This window comes from Streptomyces sp. NBC_01618 (assembly GCF_045209435.1).
Lineage (GTDB): Bacteria > Actinomycetota > Actinomycetes > Streptomycetales > Streptomycetaceae > Streptomyces.
This window is the reverse complement of sequence record NZ_CP109297.1, coordinates 3,092,391-3,112,526: the sequence shown is the minus strand read 5'-3', so window position 1 is coordinate 3,112,526 and position 20,136 is coordinate 3,092,391. Positions and strand designations below refer to the sequence as shown.

At 71.0% G+C, this 20,136-nt stretch carries 19 protein-coding genes; 15 read left to right on the top strand and 4 right to left on the bottom strand.

Annotation, left to right across the window (positions count from 1 at the left end):
* The first annotated feature begins 63 nt into the window (after positions 1-63).
* From OH735_RS14505 to hutI, 3 genes are read left to right on the top strand one after another with little or no spacing between them, the layout of a single operon-like run.
* Entirely contained in the window at positions 64-1,272 is a 1,209-nt protein-coding gene (locus tag OH735_RS14505; RefSeq protein ID WP_406386559.1) for an allantoate amidohydrolase, read from the top strand.
* The gene (locus tag OH735_RS14500; RefSeq protein ID WP_406381914.1) at positions 1,263-2,648 is read left to right on the top strand and encodes a formimidoylglutamate deiminase; all 1,386 of its coding nucleotides are present in this window, start codon (positions 1,263-1,265) and stop codon (positions 2,646-2,648) included. The genes OH735_RS14505 and OH735_RS14500 overlap by 10 nt, the downstream gene beginning before the upstream one ends.
* A gap of 47 nt (positions 2,649-2,695) precedes the next feature.
* Positions 2,696-3,868 carry an imidazolonepropionase gene (hutI, locus tag OH735_RS14495; RefSeq protein WP_406381913.1) on the top strand — a complete coding sequence of 391 codons (1,173 nt, stop codon included), beginning with the start codon at positions 2,696-2,698 and terminating at the stop codon, positions 3,866-3,868.
* Between the two features lie 153 nt (positions 3,869-4,021).
* Here hutI and OH735_RS14490 read toward each other — a convergent pair whose 3' ends face one another.
* A complete protein-coding gene (locus OH735_RS14490; protein WP_406381912.1) occupies positions 4,022-5,059 on the bottom strand; it encodes an RNA polymerase sigma factor SigF in 1,038 nt (345 codons plus the stop codon).
* A 304-nt stretch (positions 5,060-5,363) separates the two neighbouring features.
* Here OH735_RS14490 and OH735_RS14485 point away from each other — a divergent pair, with 304 nt between their 5' ends.
* The 6 genes from OH735_RS14485 to OH735_RS14460 all read left to right on the top strand — a co-directional run bounded on the left by OH735_RS14485 (position 5,364) and on the right by OH735_RS14460 (position 11,047).
* Entirely contained in the window at positions 5,364-5,732 is a 369-nt protein-coding gene (locus OH735_RS14485; protein ID WP_406381911.1) for an STAS domain-containing protein, read from the top strand.
* 204 nt (positions 5,733-5,936) lie between these two features.
* Entirely contained in the window at positions 5,937-6,452 is a 516-nt protein-coding gene (locus OH735_RS14480; protein ID WP_406381910.1) for an ATP-binding protein, read from the top strand.
* A 248-nt stretch (positions 6,453-6,700) separates the two neighbouring features.
* Positions 6,701-7,369, top strand: a complete 669-nt coding sequence (locus tag OH735_RS14475) for a peptidase (RefSeq protein ID WP_406381908.1) — start codon at positions 6,701-6,703, stop codon at positions 7,367-7,369.
* An 89-nt stretch (positions 7,370-7,458) separates the two neighbouring features.
* Positions 7,459-8,490, top strand: a complete 1,032-nt coding sequence (locus OH735_RS14470; protein ID WP_406381907.1) for a hypothetical protein — start codon at positions 7,459-7,461, stop codon at positions 8,488-8,490.
* Entirely contained in the window at positions 8,487-9,626 is a 1,140-nt protein-coding gene (locus tag OH735_RS14465) for a hypothetical protein (protein WP_406381906.1), read from the top strand. Before OH735_RS14470 ends, OH735_RS14465 begins: the two co-directional genes overlap by 4 nt.
* Positions 9,627-9,664: 38 nt before the next feature.
* Positions 9,665-11,047 (top strand): hypothetical protein, encoded by a 1,383-nt coding sequence (locus tag OH735_RS14460; protein WP_406386558.1) that lies wholly within the window; start codon positions 9,665-9,667, stop codon positions 11,045-11,047.
* Positions 11,048-11,207: 160 nt separating this feature from the next.
* Here the strand turns inward: OH735_RS14460 and OH735_RS14455 are convergent, their stop codons facing one another.
* On the bottom strand, positions 11,208-12,698 hold the full coding sequence (locus tag OH735_RS14455) for an oligopeptide:H+ symporter (protein ID WP_406381905.1): 1,491 nt from the start codon (positions 12,696-12,698) through the stop codon (positions 11,208-11,210).
* 489 nt (positions 12,699-13,187) lie between these two features.
* Between OH735_RS14455 and OH735_RS14450 the strand changes: the two genes are divergently transcribed.
* Together OH735_RS14450 and OH735_RS14445 are read left to right on the top strand one after the other, a co-directional pair.
* A complete protein-coding gene (locus OH735_RS14450; RefSeq protein WP_393766672.1) occupies positions 13,188-13,865 on the top strand; it encodes a response regulator transcription factor in 678 nt (225 codons plus the stop codon).
* 15 nt (positions 13,866-13,880) lie between these two features.
* Positions 13,881-15,146, top strand: a complete 1,266-nt coding sequence (locus OH735_RS14445) for an ATP-binding protein (RefSeq protein ID WP_406381903.1) — start codon at positions 13,881-13,883, stop codon at positions 15,144-15,146.
* Between the two features lie 58 nt (positions 15,147-15,204).
* Here OH735_RS14445 and OH735_RS14440 read toward each other — a convergent pair whose 3' ends face one another.
* Positions 15,205-15,750: a GtrA family protein gene (locus OH735_RS14440; RefSeq protein WP_406381902.1), complete on the bottom strand. Its 546-nt coding sequence runs from the start codon at positions 15,748-15,750 to the stop codon at positions 15,205-15,207.
* 172 nt (positions 15,751-15,922) lie between these two features.
* Between OH735_RS14440 and OH735_RS14435 the strand changes: the two genes are divergently transcribed.
* From OH735_RS14435 to OH735_RS14425, 3 genes are read left to right on the top strand one after another with little or no spacing between them, the layout of a single operon-like run.
* On the top strand, positions 15,923-17,116 hold the full coding sequence (locus OH735_RS14435; RefSeq protein WP_406381901.1) for a 5-(carboxyamino)imidazole ribonucleotide synthase: 1,194 nt from the start codon (positions 15,923-15,925) through the stop codon (positions 17,114-17,116).
* Positions 17,113-17,652, top strand: coding sequence for a 5-(carboxyamino)imidazole ribonucleotide mutase (gene purE, locus OH735_RS14430; RefSeq protein WP_406381900.1), 540 nt, complete (start codon positions 17,113-17,115; stop codon positions 17,650-17,652). The genes OH735_RS14435 and purE overlap by 4 nt, the downstream gene beginning before the upstream one ends.
* 6 nt (positions 17,653-17,658) lie before the next feature.
* On the top strand, positions 17,659-18,858 hold the full coding sequence (locus OH735_RS14425; RefSeq protein WP_406381898.1) for a dipeptidase: 1,200 nt from the start codon (positions 17,659-17,661) through the stop codon (positions 18,856-18,858).
* A gap of 281 nt (positions 18,859-19,139) precedes the next feature.
* Here the strand turns inward: OH735_RS14425 and OH735_RS14420 are convergent, their stop codons facing one another.
* Positions 19,140-19,502 carry a VOC family protein gene (locus OH735_RS14420; RefSeq protein WP_406381896.1) on the bottom strand — a complete coding sequence of 121 codons (363 nt, stop codon included), beginning with the start codon at positions 19,500-19,502 and terminating at the stop codon, positions 19,140-19,142.
* Between the two features lie 103 nt (positions 19,503-19,605).
* Here OH735_RS14420 and OH735_RS14415 point away from each other — a divergent pair, with 103 nt between their 5' ends.
* A complete protein-coding gene (locus tag OH735_RS14415) occupies positions 19,606-20,118 on the top strand; it encodes a CGNR zinc finger domain-containing protein (RefSeq protein WP_406381895.1) in 513 nt (170 codons plus the stop codon).
* Positions 20,119-20,136: the final 18 nt, after the last annotated feature.

Here is a 20,136-nt window from a genome sequence, read left to right as displayed (position 1 = left end):
GCCGCCGGGGCTGCCCCCGGCGCCGCGGACAACGCCGGGGGCAGTGCGCCGTCGTTCCAGGCCATGTGGCGCGAGCTCGCGCCCATCGGCCGGCACCAGGGCAGCGGCGGTTACCGCCGCTACGCCTGGACCGGGGTGGACGCCGACTGCCGTGCCTGGTTCCGGGCGCAGGCCGAGACGCGCGGGCTCACCTACGAGGTCGACCGGAACGGCAACCAGTGGGCCTGGCTCGGCGACCCCCTCGCCGGCGATGCCGTCGTCACTGGATCGCACCTCGACTCCGTACCGGACGGTGGCGCCTTCGACGGGCCGCTCGGTGTGGTCTCCTCCTTCGCCGCCCTCGATGAACTCCGGCGCAGGGAAGTGCGGTTCACCCGGCCGCTGGCCATCAGCAACTTCGGCGACGAGGAGGGGGCCCGCTTCGGGCTCGCCTGTGTGGGCTCCCGGCTCGCCGCCGGGCAGCTGACCGTCGAGGCGGCACACCGGCTCACCGACGCCGACGGCATCACGCTGCCGCAGGCCATGGAAGCGGCCGGATACGACCCCGACACCATCGGCCCCGACTCCGAACGCCTCGCCCGTATCGGCGCGTTCGTGGAACTCCACGTCGAGCAGGGGCGCGCCCTCGACCTCACCGGCGACCCGGTCGGCATCGCCTCCGCGATCTGGCCGCACGGGCGCTGGAGGTTCGACTTCCGGGGCGAGGCCAACCACGCCGGCACCACCCGGCTGGCCGACCGGCGCGACCCGATGCTCACGTACGCCGAGACCGTGCTGGCCGCCCGCCGCGAGGCGGAGCTCGTCGGCGCCCTCGCCACCTTCGGCAAGATCGCCGTCGAGCCGAACGGGGTCAACGCCATCCCCTCCCTCGTCCGTGGCTGGCTCGACTCCCGCGCCGCCGACCAGGACCGCCTCGACGCCGTGGTCGGCGGCATCGAGCGGGCCGCCCGGGAACACGCCGAGCGGGCCGGGATCGACCTCGATGTCGTACGGGAGTCCTTCACGCCCGTCGTGGAGTTCGAGCACGCCCTGCGCGACGAGCTCGGCAAGATCCTGACGGGCCGGGGCGACGCCGACCGCGCCGTACCCGTCCTCGGCACCGGCGCCGGACACGATGCGGGTATTTTGTCCGCTTCGGTCCCGACCGCCATGCTGTTCGTACGGAACCCGACCGGGATCTCGCACTCGCCGGCCGAGCACGCCGCCGAGGACGACTGTGTGGCCGGGGTGACCGCACTCGCCGACGTACTGGAAGGTCTCGCGTGCAGCTGACAACGGAGTCGACGGGCCGGCCCGTCACCGTGACGTACTGGTTGTCCCACGCCTGGCTCGGCACCCATGTCGAGCCGGGCGTCGCCCTGGACGTGTCCGGCGGAATCATCGCGGGCGTCCGCACCGGCGTCGCCACACCGCCGCCGGGCGCCACCGTGCTGCGCGGGCTCACCCTTCCCGGGCTCGCCAACACCCACTCGCACGCCTTCCACCGGGCCCTGCGCTCCACCGTCCAGGTCGGCTCCGGCACCTTCTGGACCTGGCGCGAGACCATGTACCAGGTCGCCTCCCGGCTCACCCCCGACTCGTACTACGACCTCGCCCGTGCCGTGTATGCCGAGATGGCCCTGGCCGGCATCACCGCGGTCGGCGAATTCCACTATCTGCACCATGCGCCGGGCGGCACCCCGTACGACAACCCCAACGCCATGGGCGAGGCGCTGATCGCGGCCGCGGGCGAGGCCGGCATCCGGATCACGCTGCTGGACACCGCCTACCTCTCCGCCGGATTCGGCCGGCGCCCCACTCAGTACCAGCAGCCCGACCAGCACCAGCTGCGCTTCTCCGACACCACCGCGGACGCCTGGGCCGAACGCGCCTCCCTCCTCAAGGGCAGCGACCACGCCCTGATCGGCGCGGCCATCCACTCCGTGCGCGCCGTCCCCGCCGCGCAGCTCGCCACCGTGGCCGCGTGGGCCGAGGAACGGCAGGCACCGCTCCATGTCCACCTCTCCGAACAGACCGCGGAGAACGACGCCTGCCTCGCCGCCCACGGCCGCACCCCCACCCGGCTCCTCGCCGACCACGGGGTCCTCGGCCCGCGCACCATCGGCATCCACAACACCCACCTCACCGACGAGGACATCACGCTCCTCGGCTCCTCGGCGACCGGCACCTGCATGTGCCCCACCACGGAACGCGACCTCGCCGACGGAATCGGCCCCGCCCCCGCCCTCCAGCGCGCCGGCTCGCCGCTCTCCCTCGGCAGCGACAGCCACGCCGTGATCGACCTCTTCGAAGAGGCCCGGGCGATGGAACTCAACGAGCGCCTGCGCACCCGGACGCGCGGTCACTGGACAGCGGCCGCCCTGCTGCGCGCCGCGACGGCCGACGGACATGCCGCGCTCGGCCGGCCCGAGGCGGGCGTCCTCGAACCCGGCGCGCCCGCCGATCTGGCGACCGTCGCCCTGGACTCCGTCAGAACAGCGGGACCGGTGCCCCGGCTCGCCGCCGAAACAGCCGTATTCGCCGCCTCCGCAGCCGATGTGCGGCACACGGTCGTGGCAGGACGGCACATCGTCCGCGACGGGCAGCACACCCTGGTCGGGGACGTCCCCGCAGCGCTGGCCTCGGCCATCGCCGCACTCCACCACTGACCGCCCCGCCGCCCCGCAAGCCGATACACAAGGAGAGCAGTCTCCCGATGACGACGACCGCCATTACCAACATCGCCAGCCTGGTCACCAACGACCCCTCCCTGCGCGCGGATTCCCCCCTGGGCCTGATCCGGGACGCGGCCGTCGTCATCGAGGGCGATCGGGTCGTCTGGACCGGTGAGTCAAGCAAAGCACCCGCCACTGACAACGCCGTCGACGCGGGCGGCCGGGCGGCGATCCCAGGCTTCGTCGACTCCCACTCCCACCTCCTGTTCGCGGGCGACCGCACCGAGGAGTTCAACGCCCGGATGTCCGGCCGCCCTTACACGGCGGGCGGTATCCGCACCACGGTCGCCGCCACCCGCGCCGCCACCGACGACGAACTCTCCGCCAACGTCGCCCGATACCTCGCCGAGGGCCTGCGCCAGGGCACCACCACCTTCGAGACCAAGTCCGGCTACGGCCTCACCGTCGAGGACGAGGCCCGCGCCCTGCGCATCGCCGCCCAGCACACCGAAGAGGTCACCTACCTCGGCGCCCACATCGTCTCCCCGGACTACGCCGACGACCCGGCCGGCTACGTCGACCTGGTCACCGGGCCGATGCTCGACGCCTGTGCCCCGTACGCCCGTTGGATCGACGTCTTCTGCGAGAAGGGCGCCTTCGACGGCGACCAGGCCCGCGCGATCCTGACCGCGGGCATCGCGAAGGGCCTGCACCCCCGCGTCCACGCCAACCAGCTCGGTCACGGCCCCGGCGTCCAGCTCGCCGTGGAACTCGGCGCCGCCTCCGCCGACCACTGCACCCACCTCACCGACGCGGACATCGACGCCCTGGCCCAGGGCAACACCGTCGCCACGCTGCTCCCCGGCGCCGAATTCTCCACCCGCGCCACCTGGCCCGACGCCCGCCGCATCCTCGACGCGGGCGCCACCGTCGCGCTCTCCACCGACTGCAACCCGGGCTCGTCGTTCACGTCCTCCATGCCGTTCTGCATCGCCCTCGCCGTACGCGACATGGGCATGACCCCGGACGAGGCCCTCTGGTCCGCCACCGCGGGCGGCGCCGCGGCCCTGCGCCGCACGGACATCGGCCGCATCGCCCCCGGCGCCCGCGCAGACCTGGTCCTCCTCGACGCGCCCAGCCATGTCCACCTCGCCTACCGGCCGGGCGTCCCGCTGGTCCACGCGGTCTGGCGGCGCGGCGAACGCGTCGCCTGAACCGGTACGGCGCCGGAGGCATGTGGCACGCCGTCACGCATGCGGAAGGACCCGCCCGTTGCCCGGGCAGGTCCTTCCGCAAGGGGCGCGCGACGCGCCCAAGGGGCGCGCGACGCGACGCGCGGGTGCTCCGCGGGTGTGCGAGGTGCCCGTTCACTCCTCCAGCGTCAGGCCCTTCCGGAGCTTGACCAGGGTGCGGGAGAGCAGCCGCGACACATGCATCTGGGAGATGCCCAGCTCCTCACCGATCTCCGACTGCGTCATATTGGCGACGAACCGGAGCGAGAGGATCGTGCGGTCCCGGCCCGGCAGCGAGGCGATCAGCGGCTTCAGGGACTCGACGTACTCGATGCCTTCGAGCCCGTGGTCCTCGTAGCCGATCCGGTTCGCCAGCGCGCCCTCGTGGTCGTCCTCCTCGGGCTTGGCGTCCAGCGAACTCGCGGTGTACGCGTTGCTCGCGGCCATGCCCTCGACGACCTCGTCGTTGGTGATGCCGAGGCGGTCGGCGAGCTCGCTCACAGTGGGTGAACGATCCAGCTGCTGGGCGAGCTCGTCGCCCGCCTTGGCCAGGTCCAGCCGCAGCTCCTGCAGTCGGCGCGGGACGCGCACGGACCAACTGGTGTCGCGGAAGAAGCGCTTGATCTCGCCGACGATGGTCGGCATCGCGAACGTCGGGAACTCCACGCCCCGGCTGAGCTCGAAGCGGTCGATCGCCTTGATCAGGCCGATGGTGCCGACCTGGATGATGTCCTCCATCGGCTCGCTGCGGGAGCGGAACCGGGAGGCGGCGAACTTGACCAGGGCCAGGTTCAGTTCGACGAGCGTGTTGCGTACGTACGAGTACTCGTGGGTGCCCTCTTCGAGGGATTCGAGCCGCTCGAAGAGCGTCTTCGACAGTGCCCTGGCGTCCAGGGCGTCCACTTCGTCATAGGGCGGGATCTCGGGAAGTTCTTCGAGACCGTGGGCGACGTCGTGGCCGTCGACCGTGCCGACGGCGGTGCCGACGGCGGTGCCGACGGCGGTGCTGCTGTTCGTGCTGGTGGGGGTGGTGCTGGTCGTGGTGCCAGCACTGGTGTCGCTGGTGCGCGTGCCGTTTCCGGCGTTCGCGGCAGGGGAGTCTGAGTGGGTCGGTCCCTGAGGACGTGCTGACGTCGCGTCGTGGGTACGCGGTTCGTCGAGCCGGGGTGACATGGGTCTCCTCCATCGTTCTCGGCATATGGCTGCCGATGCCCATACGTGTTCCTGCGGTGAAGCGGCGCCTCCGAAGCCGGCCGTGTTTTGGGTGTCCCCCTACCCTTACCCGGTCCGGACAGGCAGTTACAAGCGATAAATGTTGCTGTATGTCCGGTTTGTTGAGGTCTTCGGCTACCACGTGGCGTACGGAACGCGTACTGTTTCAAGAACGTCAGCGACGGCTACAACGAATCTGCGCACGCGGAGATGCAGGCAGTGACGCAGGCAGTGATGCAAGCAGTGACGACGAAGAGGGACGGGCATGGACCGCGGGACGGTCGGCAGTGCGAACCGGGGTCGGCTTCATGTCGAGACCCGAACCGAGGGGCGCAGCGAGGTCGTGACGCCGGTGGGTGAGCTGGATCACCACACGGCGGATCTGCTGCGAGAACCCCTGGAGAGCGCGGTCGAGCAAGGGCGAGTGCGCCTGGTGGTCGACTGCTCGCGACTCGAATTCTGTGATTCCACCGGGCTGAACGTGCTGCTCGGTGCCCGCCTCAAGGCGGAGGCGGCCGGGGGAGGGGTCCATTTGGCCGGAATGCTGCCGGTGGTGGCGCGGGTCTTCGAGATCACCGGGGCCGAGGCGGTCTTCACCGTCCACGACACCCTCGAAGAGGCCCTGGATACCTGATCGCGGCGCGTTTCGCGACTCCGGGGGCCTCATGTGTTGCCCGTGTCACGCGAGCCACGTAGGCGAAGTGGGTGTTGTCGCGATTCGGCCGGGCAGAAGACACCGGGCGGAACCATGAAAGAGCCCCGCACTCCGTATCTGTACGTGTACCTGTACTTGTAACTGTTCAATGGCGACATGGTGAATCGGTGAGGTGAAGCGCTGATGAGCACCACCCGGCAGCATCCGCCGGGCGACCTCGGCCGCGAGCCGGAGGGCGCCGGCACGGGCGCGGACGCGGGCGCCGGTGCGGCCTCCCCCGAGCCGGTCGAGCGGCAGTGGCGCACGTTGTCGCTGCGGGGGGTCGGCGGCATCGTGCCGACGGCCCGTGACTTCGCCCGTCAGGCGCTTCACGACTGGGACTGGCTCCCCGCGACGAGCGCCGACGGACGGGCCGCCGCCGAGGACGTCCTGCTGGTCGTCTCCGAGCTGGTCACCAACGCCTGTCTGCACGCGGACGGCCCCGAGGAACTGCGTATCGCCTGCACGGCGAAGGTGCTGCGGGTGGAGGTCGTCGACTCGGGTGCGGGGCAGCCCGCGCCGCGCACTCCGCACCGGGCCGGCCGGCCCGGCGGGCACGGCATGTTCATCGTGCAGCGGCTCTGCCTGGACTGGGGGGTCCTGCGGGTGACGGGCCTGGCCGGCAAGACCGTCTGGGCGGAGCTGGCGGCCCCGGCGTAGTCCCGAATCCGGGCATCGCGTAGTCCCGGGTCCGGGCATCGCGTAGTCCCGGGTCCGGGTTCCACGTAGTCCCACGTCCGGGCGTCGCGTCGTTCCGTGTCCGGTCCCGGGGGCGTGCGGCCCCGTATATGCACCACTGAAGAGCGCGCCGGATCGGCGCGCTCTTTGTCTTCCCTCCACAAGGCCTCGGGCGTACCTTGAGCGCCCGATCTGATGTGTCGTCAGTTAAGTGGTGAGGGGAACTCAAGGTGTCCTACCAGAAGCGAACAGCTCTCGCGCTGGCGTCCGCGCTGGCGGGCGCGGTGGTGCTGATGGCCGCGCCCGCCGCCCACGCCACGGTCGTGGACGTCAACTACCAGTGCAAGACCCCGATCGGCGACAAGAGCGCCGTATCTCCCATCGACATCAAGAGCGTCAAGAGCGGCAGTGGCTACAAGCTCACGATGTCCTTCCAGAAGGGCGTCTCGTCCAGCCCCGTCGAACTCGGCAAGGGTGCGATGAAACCCGGCGCGATCATCAAGGTGGGAGGCGCCGACCAGGGCCAGGTCCAGGTCTCCGGCGCGCCGAACTCCGCTGCCATACCCGCCAACACCTCCATCAAGATCAGTGACCTGTCGGGTACGTACACCCCGAAGAAGAGCGGCAAGGTCGACTTCACCGCCGGTGTGCTCACCATCAAGGCGCTCGGTACGACCACGACCTGCACCCCCTCCAACAACCCGGGGCCCTCGCTCCAGCTCGACGTGACGGCCGCGGGCAACGCGCAGAGCACCCCGGACGACGGCGGGCAGCTGCCGAAGACCGGTCCGCTCGATTCGGCGGTGGCGCTCGGCACGCTCGGCGGCACGGTGCTGCTGGCCGGTGCGGCCGGGGTGCTCTGGCTGACCAGGCGCGGGCAGGGGGCCGTGGGCCGGTAGGGCGTCAGGGTGCGTCTTTTGGACCGGCCGGATCCGGAAGACGCCCCCAGTCCACGAGCCGGCCGCCGTCACGTTCCAGGGAGCCGCCCATGCCGTCGCCGCCCGGTCACGCCGCCCGACCCGCTATCGTCGGGCGACTCGTCCTCGCCGTACTGCTGTTCACCTTCGCCCTGACCCCGGCGGCCGGTGCCGAGGCCCGGACGCCGACGCCCGCGAGTACCGCGTCGTGGACGGCGCAGCCCGCGGTGAGCGGTTTTGGTACGGGCGGCGGCAGACCGTACTTCTATCTGGAGGGCCCGCCCGGCACCGTCCTCCAGGACCGGCTCTCCGTCACCAACCCCGGTACGGTCCCGGTCACCGTACGGCTGCGCGGGGCGGACGCGTACAACGCGGAGGACGGCGGCTTCGCGGTACGCGAGGGCAAGGGCTCCACCGGGACCGGTGCCTGGCTGCGGACCGCCGCCGCCGAGGTGACCGTGCCGGCCCGGACCCGCGCCGAGGTGCCGTTCTCCGTCACGGTGCCGACGGGTGCGACGCCCGGCGACCACCCCGGCGCCATCGTCGTGCAAAGCGGCGACCGCTCGGTCGGTGTGCGCATCCAGCTACGCGTCGGCGGGCCGACGTTGGGCGCGCTCACCGTCGAGGACGTCACCGTGTCCGGGCGGACCATCCACTACACGCTGGTCAACCGCGGCAACACGGTCCTGGCCCCGCGGATCGCCGTCGGCGCCGACGGGGCGTTCGGGCGGCGGCTGCTGCGGCGCGAGGCCCGCGCACTGCCGGTGGAGCTGCTGCCCGGACAGCGCGTCAGGCTCGGCGAACCATGGCGGGACGCCCCGGCGCTCGACTCGGTGACCGTACGGCTGCGCGTCACGGCGGCCGGCGGCGCGCACGGCGAGGCGACGGCCCGCGCGGTCTTCGTCCCGTGGGTTCCGATGACCGGCGGCGGGCTACTGATCCTGGCGGCCGTCATCGCGTACGCGTACCGGCGCGCCCGCGCCCGCGCCCGCGTCCGGACACCGGACGACCGCGACGGCGGCAGCAGCCCGCCCGGACAGTCCCCGGCAGATCAACAGCACTCCGAGAGCAGGCACTTGGTGAAGGCGGGAGCGGAATCGTGACTGGACAGGCCGGACCGGCAACACTCCGCGGCGGCAGCCACCGACGGGCCGCCGCGCCGCTGCTCGCCGCGTTGCTCGGCGCACTGCTGGCCGCCCTGCTGATGCTCTTGGCGACCGGCGCCGACGCGGCGGGGGCGACAGCCGTGGACGCGAAGCCCGTCGTTACCCTCTCCAAGCAGCAGGCGGGCAAGGGCGGCGAGATCACCGTCAAGGGCAGCGGCTGGCGGCCCAACACGCTCCTGATGATGCTGATCTGCGGACAGTCCACCCCGGACCGCGGGGTGATCGGCGGCACCAACTCCTGCGCCAATGCCGAGGGCCGTGCCGTCACGACCGGTGCCAAGGGCGACTTCGGCAAGAAAATGCCGGTCGCCGAGCCGCCCGCACCCTGCCCCTGCGTGGTGCACGTCGCCACCGTCACCGGAGAACAGGCCACCGCCGACGCCGTGTTCGTCGTCGCGGGCCACCCGGTCGCCGCGCTGCCGAAGGAGACCGAGGGCGGCAGGCTCGCGGTACTGGCCACCACCCGGCTGGAGGGCGACAGCACAATCCTCACCTGGTTCGGCGCCCCGCCCTCCCGCCAACTGGTCTTCACCGTGGGCAACCTGGGGTCCGCTCCCGTCAAGGACCCGGTCTTCCAGGTCGGTACCGCGCACGGCGTCCTCGCCCCGCAGTGGGAGGAACGGCAGTGGCGCGGCACCATCGAGTCCGGTCGCAAGGCGCAGATCAAGCTGCCGGTCGAACTGACCGCGGGCGCCCACGGCGACTACCAGGTGTCGCTGAAGTACGGCAGCAAGGTGCTGGCCGAGCAGCCGTGGGGGGTCGGCCGCCCCTGGGGCGTCACCCTCTTCTGGATCCTGCTGTGCGTCGTCGTGCCGGCCGCCGTGTTCCGGATCGGCATGGCGATCGTCGACAAGGTACGGCCCCGCACCTCGCGCACCCCGGCACGCACCAGGCGCCACCGCCACCCGCAACCGGCCGGGGCGACGGCCCGGCTCCCGAAGCTGCGCCGCGTACCGGGGCCCGCCGGGGGCCCCGCGGCCGCGCCCCCGCCCACCACCACGGCCGCGCTGCCGTGGTTCACACCGGATTCCGCACCGTCAGAGAACAGACCGACGACGAAGGGACATTCGTGAGTACGCAACGGAGGACGGTCGCGGCGGGAGTCGCGATGATGCTCGGCGGCGCGGGCATGCTGCTGGTCGCGAGTCCGGCCCAGGCCGCCGACACCTCGTACAAGACGGAGTGCATACCCCCGGCCGTCTCCGGACTGCCGCCCGTGGAGGGCACCACCGTGGTCCGGTTGACCGCGCCCGCCGAGGCCAAGGTCGGGGACACCGTCGAGGTGGTGTGGAAGACGGTCGAGGCCGCTTCCAAGAACCCCGACATGCTCGATCTGGACAAGGACACGGTCAAGCCGACCGGCACCATCAAGGTGGGCGGCGCGGCCACGGGCACCCTGCAGATGGAGGGGCCGCGGCAGAACCCGCCGATCCCGAAGAACAGCGCCATGGTGCTGCCCGACATGAAGGGCACGCTGAAGCTGGAGAAGGCCGGTGAGATCACGCTGACGCCGGACGCGTACAACATCAACGTCTCCAAGCCGATCTCCACGGACACCAAGTGCAGTCCGAAGGAGACGGTGAAGGCCGGCGCGACCATCAAGGTCACGGACGGCGGCGGAGCCACGACCGGGGGCGGTACGACCTCCGGTTCCACGGCGGGTGGCACGACAAGCGGCTCCACGAGCGGCTCCGCCACCGCGGGCGGCACGACCTCCGGTTCCACGGCCGGTGGTACGACCTCCGGCTCCACCACCTCCGGTTCCACGGCCGGTGGTACGACCTCCGGCTCCACCACCTCCGGTTCCACGACCGCGGGCGGCACGACCTCCGGCTCCGGCGGCGGCCAGACCGACTTCCCCGGGAAGGAAGTCGCCGTCCACTTCGCCTGTACGTCCCCCGGACCGGCCGACATATCGTCCAAGGTGACGATCAACGCCAAGAAGAGCGGCGGGAGTTACGCGCTCACGGTCAAGACGGCCAAGGGCGTGATGGACAGCCCGGCCGCGTTGCCCGCCGGTGCGCTCAAGCCGTCCATGGACGTCGTCATCTCAGGCGCCGACAGGGGTTCGGTGAAGGTCACCGGCCCGGCCAACGCCGAACCGCTGGAGCTGGGCAAGCCCGTCGACCTCTCCGACATGACCGGCACGTACAAGCCGGGCGCGTCCGGGAAGTCCACGCTCAGCCCCGGCACCCTGACGATCGATGTCACCCTGGGCGCCTCGAAGATCAATATCCCGTGCAAGGTCAAGGGTTCGGTGACCCCGTCGCTGGAACTCGACACCACCGCCCAGCAGGGCGGCGCCTCCGGCTCCACGACCTCGGGCTCCACGGGCACCGCCGGCGGCACGGCCTCCGGCGGCGGACTGGCCGCCACCGGGGCCGAGGGCACCGGCACCCTGCGCGCGCTCGGCCTGGTCGCGGGGACGGCGATCCTGCTGGGCGGCGCCGTGTTCACCTTCACCCCGTGGCGCAGGCTGCGCGACACCAGGTGAGCTGAACACCGTACGGACGCACGCGAAGGGCCGGACGTACGCGAACGGCTCGACGTACGCGAAGTGCTCGACGTACGCGAAGTGCTCGACGTACGCGAAGGGCCGCCGCACACCGAAGCGTCGGTGTGCGGCGGCCCTTCGCGCAGCCGGGGCGGGTGCGTCAGCGCACGCTGCCCATGAGCTGCTTGACCTTGCCGCGGTACATGAAGACCGCGATACCCGCGGCGACGGCGAGGATGGCCTCAAATGTGACCACGCCGGTGCCGTTGAGCTCCACACCCGCGGTGGAGAGCAGACCCGTGATGCAGTCACCGGCAGTGACGGCCAGGAACCAGACACCCATCATCTGGCTGGCGTACTTGGCCGGAGCCATCTTCGTGGTGACGGAGAGCCCCACCGGGGAGAGCGTCAGCTCGGCGATCGTCTGGACGAAGTAGATCGCGACCAGCCACATCGCGGCGGCCTTGTGGCCGTCGGTCGCGATCGTCAGCGGCATCAGGAAGAGGAAGAACGACGCACCGACCAGCACCAGGCCGGAGCTGAACTTCACGATGGTGCTGGGCTCCTTGCCGCGGCGGTTCAGCGCCAGCCAGAAGGTGGCGAAGAGCGGGGCCAGCGCCATGATCAGGATCGGGTTGACCGACTGGTACCAGGAGACCGGGAAGTTCCAGCCGAAGACGCTGTTGTCGGCCGAGGAGTCGGCGAAGATCGCGACCGTGGAACCGCCCTGGTCGTAGATCATCCAGAAGACGGCGGCGGCGACGAAGAACCAGATGTAGCCGGACATCTTCGACTGCTCGACGGCGCTGAGTTCCTTGTCGCGCTTGATGCGCGTCAGGACGACGACCGGTATGACCAGGCCCGCGATGGTGATGGGGACCAGGAGCCAGTTGAGCGTGTAGACGCCGGTGGCGACCGTGACGATGTAGAAGACGGCCGCGACGGCCAGCCAGATCAGGCCCTTGCGCAGCGTGCTCGTCCGCTCGGCGGCGGACAGCGGCTTCGGGACGACGAGGCTGCGCTCGTTCAGGTGGCGGGTGCCCATCAGGAACTGGGCGAGGCCCAGCCCCATGCCGACCGCGGCGAGCGCGAAGCCCAGGTGCCAGTTGACGCTCTCACCGACGGTGCCGATGACCAGCGGCGCCGCGAAGGCACCCATGTTGATGCCCATGTAGAAGACCGTGAAGCCACCGTCGCGGCGCGGGTCGTCCGGGCCGTCGTAGAGGTGGCCGACCATCGTCGAGATGTTGGACTTCAGCATTCCGGAGCCGATGGCCACCAGTCCGAGACCGGCGAAGAAGGTGCCCTGCGCGGGCAGTGCCAGCGCCAGGTGGCCGATCATGATGACGGTACCGGCGATGGCGACGGTCTTGCGGGGACCCCAGACACGGTCGCCGAACCAGCCGCCGGGCATGGCGAGCAGGTAGACCAGCGACACGTAGACCGAGTAGATCGCCGTGGCCGTGGCCGGGTTCATGTGAAGCCCGTTGGGGGCGATCAAGTAGAGGGGGAGCAGTGCCCTCATGCCGTAGTAGCTGAAGCGCTCCCACATCTCGGTCATGAAGAGAGTGGCCAGGCCGCGGGGGTGGCCGAAGAAGGTCTTCTCGGATCCAGAAGTACTGGCCGGGTCCTTCGTCAGGCTGGACGCCATGGTCGATCCTTGCTCGCTCGGGACGCGACGCCTCGTGAGCGTGACGCGCCCGGTGGGGGGAGGCCGGCACCGGCACGGCCACGTCCCACCCCCACGCCTGACAGGGGATTCGTCCCGACCGCCGGGCCCATTCAGGAGCCGGCCGAGGAGACGGGGAGCGACCGCATCGGGATCCACGCCCGGTGCGCATCTCGCGCTCCGGGCCCGGCCACAGGTCATTCACTTGATTCACGACTGGCGGATACCAGCCGGCAGAACAAAAGAGACCCTCGGCGCTAAAAGCTGCCCAAGGGTCCTTGAGTAGTGCAACAGGCGTCGAGCAACCATACGACATGACAGTGCCTGACATGGAAGGACTTGAGACATGGATCACAGGTGAACGTGGAACCGCACACCCATATTCGAAGGTCTCCTTCTGTTTTCCTTGCGGAGCCGCAGGGCTTTTGGATCACCCCACTTCATCCGCCCCGCGCGGACTACCATCACTCCATGACCCGTGTACTGCTCGCAGAGGACGACGCATCCATCTCGGAGCCGCTGGCCCGCGCCCTGCGTCGGGAGGGTTACGAGGTCGAGGTCCGCGAAGACGGTCCGACCGCTCTCGACGCCGGCCTCCAGGGCGGAGTCGACCTGGTCGTACTCGACCTGGGCCTGCCCGGGATGGACGGCCTCGAAGTCGCCCGCAGGCTCCGTGCCGACGGCCACGCGGTGCCGATCCTGGTGCTGACCGCCCGTGCCGACGAGGTGGACACCGTCGTCGGCCTCGACGCGGGTGCCGACGACTACGTCACCAAACCCTTCCGCCTGGCCGAACTGCTCGCCCGCGTCCGGGCCCTGCTGCGCCGCGGCGCCAGCGAGCCCGCTCCGCAGCCCGCCACCCACGGCGTCAGGATCGACGTCGAGTCGCACCGGGCCTGGATGGGCGACGAGGAACTGCAGCTCACCGCCAAGGAATTCGACCTGCTACGGGTCCTGGTCCGCGACGCGGGCCGGGTCGTCACCCGTGACCAGCTGATGCGCGAGGTCTGGGACACCACCTGGTGGTCCTCCACGAAGACCCTCGACATGCACATCTCCTGGCTCCGCAAGAAGCTCGGTGACGACGCGGCCAACCCCCGCTACATCGCGACCGTACGGGGCGTCGGCTTCCGCTTCGAGAAGAGCTGACGTACAGAAACACTCATGCGCCGCAGACTGATCAACTCCACGCTCGCCGTGGTGCTCGTGGTGATCGCCGTCTTCGGCGTCTCCCTCGCCATCGTCGAGAGCCGCACCATCAGCAACAGCGCCCAGGAGAGCGTCGACTCCGAGGCGCTGCGGCTGATCAGCGTCGTCGACAGCCGGCTCCTGGGGGACGAGCGGATCAACCCCACGCTGCTGGCCGAACAGATCTCCGGCAAGCGCTACGCGATCGTCAAGATCCCCGGACGCGCCCCCCTCGAAATCGGCGAGCGCCCCACCGGCAGCGTGATCAGAAGCACCGCCGAGGGGGAGCAGGGCGAGCGGGTCACCGTCGAGGAGTCCAGCTCCTCCGTCACCCGTGAGGTCGGCCGCACCCTGCTGATCATCGGCGCGGTGGCGCTGCTGGCCATCATCTCCGCTGTGCTCCTCGCCGTACGCCAGGCCAACAGGCTCACCTCGCCGCTGACGGACCTGGCCGAGACCGCCGAGCGCCTGGGTTCCGGCGACCCGCGTCCGCGCCACAAGCGGTACGGGGTGCCGGAGCTGGACCGGGTCGCCGACGTCCTGGACGCCTCCGCCGAACGGATCGCCCGGATGCTGACCGCGGAACGCCGGCTGGCCGCCGACGCCTCGCACCAGCTCCGGACGCCGCTGACCGCGCTCTCCATGCGGATCGAGGAGATCTCGGTCACCGACGACCCGGACACGGTCAAGGAGGAGGCGAACATCGCCCTCACCCAGGTCGAGCGGCTCACCGACGTGGTGGAGCGGCTGCTGACCAACGCCCGCGACCCGCGTACCGGCTCCGCCGTCGTCTTCGACCTCGACGAGGTCGTCAAGCAGCAGATCGAGGAGTGGCGTCCGGCCTACCGGGGCGAGGGCCGCGCCATCGTCCGCTCCGGAAAGCAGGGACTGCGGGCCGTCGGCACACCCGGTGCGGTCGCCCAGGTGCTGGCCGCACTGATCGAGAACTCACTCATGCACGGCGGCGGTACGGTCGCGCTGCGCACCCGCGTCACCGGAAACCAGGCGGTCATCGAGGTCACGGACGAGGGCCCGGGCGTGCCCCCCGACCTCGGCGCCCGGATCTTCGAGCGGACGATCAGCGGCCGCAACTCCACCGGCATCGGCCTCGCGGTGGCCAGGGACCTCGCGGAGGCGGACGGCGGCCGTCTCGAACTGCTCCAGCAGCAGCCGCCGGTCTTCGCCCTCTTCCTCAGCCGGGTAGCCCTGCGGCGACAGGAACCGGAACGCCCGGTGCGGTGAGCGGACGGCGCCGTGCGGGGGGCGGTTACCGGCGCACCGGATCCACCTCGGTGATCCGCTACCGGCGCACCGAGTCCGCCTCGGTCCGCGGCACCTGCTCCGTACGCCCCTGCTTCAGGAACCCCTTCGTGCTCAGCACGGTCTCCTTCGCGCTCAGCAAGGTCTCCTTCGCGGGCAGCGCCTTGAACACCCAGGTCCGGTAGGACCAGAAACGGAACAGCGTCGCGATGCCGATGCCGAGGATCTTGAACACATTGCTCTGGACCGGGCTGTTCCACCCGAACCCGTACGTCGCCGCGTACAGCACACCAGTCTCGATGACCGCGCCCACCGCGCTGAACAGCAGGAACAGCGTCAGCTCCCGGGTCCGTCCGGTCTTGTCACGGTCCCGGTACGTCCAGTAGCGGAAGCCGACGTAGTTGAAGAGGATGGCGACGAACGTGGCCAGCAGACCTGCCCGCACCACCTGGAGATCCGTGGTGCGCCACAGGAGGTTGGACACGGCGATGTTCACGACCAGGCCGAGTGCGCCGACCGTGCCGAACTTGGCGACCTCTCGGGCCAGCAGATCCAGCCGGGTCCGCAGTGCGCCCCGTTCGCTCATAGTGATCGCTCAGCCTGTCTGTCGGATACATCGGACCCGCCATGCTATCCAGCCCGTCCGGGGGATGCCTGTGAGCGGCCGACAGGTGTGGCGATGCTGTGACGCGGCCGCCCGCGGGGCGGCCGGGAGGGCGTCGTCGGGCGACCCCCGGGGCGCCCGATACCCTGGAGGAGTGACGTTCCCGGTAGTCGGCATGGTCGGTGGCGGTCAGCTCGCCCGTATGACCCACGAGGCGGGCATCCCCCTCGGCATCAAGTTCAAGCTCCTCAGTGACACCCCCCAGGACTCGGCGGCCCAGGTGGTGAACGAAGTCGTCATCGGCGACTATCGCGACCTGGACACCCTGCGCGCCTTCGCGGGCGGCTGTGACGTGATCACCTTCGATCACGAACACGTACCGACCGAACACCTGCGGGCCCTGGAGGCGGACGGCATACCCGTGCGCCCGGGACCCGACGCGCTGGTGCACGCCCAGGACAAGGGGGTGATGCGCGCGAAGCTCACCGAGATCGGCGCGCCCTGCCCCCGCCACCGCATCGTGCAGGACCCGGCGGACGTCGCGGCCTTCGCGGCGGAAGTCAGCGGGGGCGGCGCGCAGCGCCTCGAAGAGGGGCGGTGGCCGGGCGACGGGTCGGGAGGCGTCCCCGTCGTCCTCAAGACGGTCCGCGGCGGTTACGACGGCAAGGGCGTCTGGGTGGTCCGCTCCGAGGCGGACGCGGCCGCCCCCTTCCGGGCCGGTGTCCCGGTCCTCGCCGAGGAGAAGGTCGACTTCGTACGGGAGCTGGCGGCCAACATCGTCCGCTCACCGCACGGCCAGGCCGTCGCCTACCCGGTCGTCGAGTCGATCCAGGTCGACGGCGTCTGCGACACGGTGATCGCCCCGGCGCCGGAGCTGGACGAGCGGCTCGCGGGCGAGGCCCAGCAGCTCGCCCTGCGTATCGCCGCCGAACTCGGTGTCGTCGGCCACCTCGCCGTCGAACTCTTCGAGACGCCCGACGGACGCATCCTGGTCAACGAGCTGGCCATGCGCCCGCACAACTCCGGGCACTGGACCCAGGACGGCGCGATCACCTCGCAGTTCGCCAACCACGTCCGGGCCGTGCTCGACCTGCCGCTCGGCGACCCGCGCCCGCGCGCCACCTGGACGGTCATGTCCAACGTCCTCGGCGGCGACTACCCGGACATGTACCAGGCGTATCTGCACTGCATGGCCCGCGACCCGCAGCTCAAGATCCACATGTACGGCAAGGACGTGAAGCCGGGCCGCAAGGTCGGACACGTCAACACCTACGGCGACGACCTGGCGGACGTGCGCGAGCGCGCCCGGCACGCGGCCGACTACCTGCGAGGAACGATCACCGAATGACTTCCCCCGCCACCGCCGCGCCCCTCGTCGGCATCGTCATGGGCTCGGACTCCGACTGGCCCGTCATGGAAGCGGCGGCCAAGGCCCTCGACGAGTTCGAGATCCCCTACGAGGTCGACGTCGTCTCCGCCCACCGCATGCCGCGCGAGATGATCGCGTACGGCGAGCAGGCGGCGGACCGTGGTCTCAAGGTGATCGTCGCGGGCGCGGGCGGCGCCGCCCATCTGCCCGGCATGCTCGCCTCCGTCACCCCGCTGCCGGTCATCGGCGTGCCGGTCCCGCTGAAGTACCTGGACGGCATGGACAGCCTGCTCTCCATCGTGCAGATGCCCGCCGGCGTCCCCGTCGCGACCGTCTCGGTCGGCGGCGCACGCAACGCGGGCCTGCTCGCCGCCCGCATCCTCGCCGCGCACGACAGCGAACTGCTGGCCCGGATGCAGGAGTTCCTGCAGGAGCTGAACGACCAGGCGACGGAGAAGGGCAAGCGACTGCGCGCCAAGGTCGAGGGCGCCGACTCCTTCGGCTTCGGGAAGTAGGCCCCGGTGGACAGTGCGGAGCAGCTGGAGCGGGCCGCGGAGCTCCTCGCCGAGTACCCCGTCGTCGACGGGCACAACGACCTGCCGTGGGCGCTGCGCGAACAGGTCGGCTACGACCTGGACGCCCGCGACATCGCCACCGACCAGTCCGCCCACCTGCACACCGACATCCCGCGGCTGCGCGCGGGCGGTGTCGGCGCCCAGTTCTGGTCGGTCTACGTACGGTCCGACATGGCGGGCGACGACGCCGTCAGCGCCACCCTCGAACAGATCGACGTGGTCGCCGAGCTGATCGGCCGCTACCCCGCCGACCTGCGGCGCGCCCTGACCGCCGACGACATGGAGGCGGCGCGCACGGAGGGCCGTATCGCCTCCCTGATGGGCGCCGAGGGCGGCCACTCCATCAACAACTCGCTGGGCACCCTGCGCGCCCTGCACGCCCTCGGCGTCCGCTACATGACGCTGACCCACAACGACAACATCGCGTGGGCCGACTCGGCGACGGACGAGCCCGGCGTCGGCGGTCTGTCGCCCTTCGGCCACGAGGTCGTACGGGAGATGAACCGCACCGGCATGCTGGTCGACCTCTCCCACGTGGCGGCCACGACGATGCGCGACGCGCTCGACACCTCCACGGCGCCGGTGATCTTCTCGCACTCCTCGTCGCGCGCGATCTGCGACCACCCGCGCAACATCCCCGACGACGTCCTCGGCCGGCTCCCGGCCAACGGCGGCATCGCCATGGCGACGTTCGTGCCGAAGTTCGTCCTCCCGGCGGCCGTCGCCTGGACGCAGGCCGCGGACGAGAACATGCGCGCCCACGGCCTGCACCACCTCGACACCACCGCGCAGGCCATGAAGATCCACGCCGCCTTCGAGGCGGCCAACCCGCGCCCGATCGCCACCGTGGCGACGATCGCCGACCATCTCGACCACATGCGCGAGGTCGCCGGCATCGACCACATCGGCATCGGCGGCGACTACGACGGAACCGCCTTCCTCCCGGAGGGCCTTGGGGACGTCGCGGGCTACCCGAACCTGATCGCGGAACTGCTCGGCCGCGGCTGGTCCGGCGCCGACCTCGCCAAGCTCACCTGGCAGAACGCGGTACGGGTGCTGCGCGACGCCGAGGACGTCGCACGCGAGCTGAGCACCCGCCGCGCCCCGTCGCACGCCACGATCGGGCAACTGGACGGCCGGGCCTAGTCAAGCGTCCGGCGACCGAGGACAGCGCGGTCGCCGGACGAACCCGGTACCTAAGACCGACCGGCAAATGGGGGGCGGCGTCGCGGGGCCGGGCACGCGCTCCCCCAAGGCCTTAAGGGCCAGGGGGGACCCCCTCCGGCGTTGTCGTCAATCACCAACGCTCCTTCCCCAAGCTCTCGGCTTCGCTCGAGCAGGGGAGACCCCATCTGCCTCAATCCTCCGCCTTGCAGCTGCACGCACCCAGCCCCGCTCCTTCTCCCGCCCCCCATTTGCCGGTCGGTCTAACACGCGCACAGGCAGAACGGATGCCCGGCCGGATCGGCGTACACCCGGAACGTGCGCTCCCGGTCCTCCGCGTCCAGCACGGTCGCACCCAGCGCGAGCGCCTCCTTCTCCGCCGCGTCCAGATCCGGCACGGTCAGATCCAGATGGATCTGCTGCGATGCGTCCGCACTCGGCCACCGAGGCGGTACGAAACCGGGCGCGGCCTGGAACGCGAGGAGCGTGCCCCCGGCTCCGGTCAGCTCCAGCCAGTCCTCCCCGCCGGGCACGATCTCTCCGCCGAGCAGCCCCGCGTAGAAACCGGCGAGCGCGGCCGGGTCGGGGCAGTCCAGAACGACGGTACCCAGGGTGGCGACAGGCATGACAATTCCTCCTCTGGACAGATGGATGCAGCCGGTTACCCCTAAGCGGGCTCAACAGGTAACCGTTACTGCATGCTCCCGCACTGGAGGTAACGTCGCAACCATGAATGGGAAGGAATCCGCGCCCGGTGGACTCGCCCTGATCGAGGCCCTGGTCAACACGCTGGACATCGAGACCGGCGCGGACACCCTCGACACGGCGGACGGGCGCGCCGCCTTCGGTCTCGCGGAGCCGGACGTCCCCGAGGCCCGGGTCCTGCGCGAGGCGCTCCGTACCGCCTGCCTCGCCCACGCCGGCCACCGCCCGCCGGACGGCTCCCCGGCGCCCCCGCTCGACCGGCTCCTCGCCGGAGCGCCCCTGCGCGTCACCGTGGACGCGGCGGGCGTCGCCGCGCTGCGCCCCGTCGCCGAACCGGCCGGGCTGACCGCCCGCGTCGCGGCGGCCATCGCGGCGGCTGCGGCCGACGGCACCTGGGCCCGGCTCAAGGCGTGCGAGGCCGAGGACTGCCGATGGGCGTACTACGACCGCAGCCCGGCGGGGCGCCGCCGCTGGTGCTCCATGTCGGTGTGCGGGGCCCGCGCCAAGATGCGCATCTACCGCGCGAAGCGCGGCTGAAGGTGCGGACGGCCGGGC

Excerpts from the sequence above, each read along its gene's own strand:
- hutI (WP_406381913.1), top strand. The coding sequence starts at position 2,696 with ATGACGACGACCGCCATTACCAACATCGCCAGCCTGGTCACCAACGAC.
- OH735_RS14470 (WP_406381907.1), top strand. The coding sequence starts at position 7,459 with ATGCCGTCGCCGCCCGGTCACGCCGCCCGACCCGCTATCGTCGGGCGA.
- OH735_RS14480 (WP_406381910.1), top strand. The coding sequence starts at position 5,937 with ATGAGCACCACCCGGCAGCATCCGCCGGGCGACCTCGGCCGCGAGCCG.
- OH735_RS14445 (WP_406381903.1), top strand. The coding sequence starts at position 13,881 with ATGCGCCGCAGACTGATCAACTCCACGCTCGCCGTGGTGCTCGTGGTG.
- OH735_RS14505 (WP_406386559.1), top strand. The coding sequence starts at position 64 with ATGTGGCGCGAGCTCGCGCCCATCGGCCGGCACCAGGGCAGCGGCGGT.
- OH735_RS14415 (WP_406381895.1), top strand. The coding sequence starts at position 19,606 with ATGAATGGGAAGGAATCCGCGCCCGGTGGACTCGCCCTGATCGAGGCC.
- OH735_RS14460 (WP_406386558.1), top strand. The coding sequence starts at position 9,665 with ATGCTCGGCGGCGCGGGCATGCTGCTGGTCGCGAGTCCGGCCCAGGCC.
- OH735_RS14485 (WP_406381911.1), top strand. The coding sequence starts at position 5,364 with ATGGACCGCGGGACGGTCGGCAGTGCGAACCGGGGTCGGCTTCATGTC.
- purE (WP_406381900.1), top strand. The coding sequence starts at position 17,113 with ATGACTTCCCCCGCCACCGCCGCGCCCCTCGTCGGCATCGTCATGGGC.
- OH735_RS14440 (WP_406381902.1), bottom strand. The coding sequence starts at position 15,750 with ATGAGCGAACGGGGCGCACTGCGGACCCGGCTGGATCTGCTGGCCCGA.
- OH735_RS14490 (WP_406381912.1), bottom strand. The coding sequence starts at position 5,059 with ATGTCACCCCGGCTCGACGAACCGCGTACCCACGACGCGACGTCAGCA.
- OH735_RS14450 (WP_393766672.1), top strand. The coding sequence starts at position 13,188 with ATGACCCGTGTACTGCTCGCAGAGGACGACGCATCCATCTCGGAGCCG.
- OH735_RS14420 (WP_406381896.1), bottom strand. The coding sequence starts at position 19,502 with ATGCCTGTCGCCACCCTGGGTACCGTCGTTCTGGACTGCCCCGACCCG.
- OH735_RS14455 (WP_406381905.1), bottom strand. The coding sequence starts at position 12,698 with ATGGCGTCCAGCCTGACGAAGGACCCGGCCAGTACTTCTGGATCCGAG.